Annotated in this window: 2 protein-coding genes; both read right to left on the reverse strand. The window is 67.2% G+C overall.

Annotation, left to right across the window (positions count from 1 at the left end):
- A partial coding sequence (locus GTW58_RS13275; RefSeq protein WP_168023583.1) for an MBL fold metallo-hydrolase occupies positions 1 to 239 on the reverse strand: 239 nt, incomplete at its 3' end.
- The coding region (locus GTW58_RS13280) for an aspartate/glutamate racemase family protein (RefSeq protein ID WP_209436584.1) at positions 236 to 732 on the reverse strand (497 nt) is incomplete at its 5' end. The genes GTW58_RS13275 and GTW58_RS13280, both read right to left, overlap by 4 nt.

A 732-nucleotide genomic window follows, 5' to 3' on the forward strand; every position in this document is an offset into this window, starting at 1 on the left:
ACGGCGACGTGCAGCCCGGCCAGGTCCACGCAGTGGTCCGGATGGAGGTGACTGATGATCACGGCGTCGAGTTCGTGCAGGTCGATGTGGCGCTGCAGGGAACCGAGGGAACCGTTGCCCATGTCCATGAGCACGTGCCAGACCCGCCCGTCGTGGTCGGTGCCCGTCAACAGGTAACTCGAGGCCGGCGAATCGGGGCCCGCGAACGAGCCGGTGCAGCCGATGACGGTGAGGTTCATGCCTTGTTACCTTTCGAGGTCGAAGGGACGGGCCGCGCTCCGTTGCGGGCCTCCATCAACATTTCCGGGGTGACCTTGGACAGCGATCCGGTGGGGAACTGCTCGGCCACGGAGCCGACATGCCGCACCCGCAGCACCTCCGGGCCCAGGAATCGCCGCGCGAGTTCCTCGAAGGGTTCGGGGTCCCCTGTGGCCAGGAATTCGTGCGGCTCGTCAGCGGGGACAGAACGGGCCAGGTCGTGACCCATGAGGGCGCGGAACACGTCCTTGGCGGTCTCCTCCGCACTCGAGACCAGGGTGACCCCCTCGCCCATGACGTAGGAGATCACGCCGGTCAGGAGCGGGTAATGGGTACAGCCCAGGGCCAGGGTGTCGATGCTGCGCTCCTGCAGCGGAGCCAAGTACTCCTCAGCGGTGGCCAGGACCTCGGGGCCCGTGGTGACGCCCGATTCCACGAACGGGACGAACCGCGGGCAGGCGACGGAATGGATCT

It is taken from the genome of Kocuria subflava (assembly GCF_012163155.1).
Classification (GTDB): Bacteria; Actinomycetota; Actinomycetes; order Actinomycetales; family Micrococcaceae; genus Kocuria; species Kocuria subflava.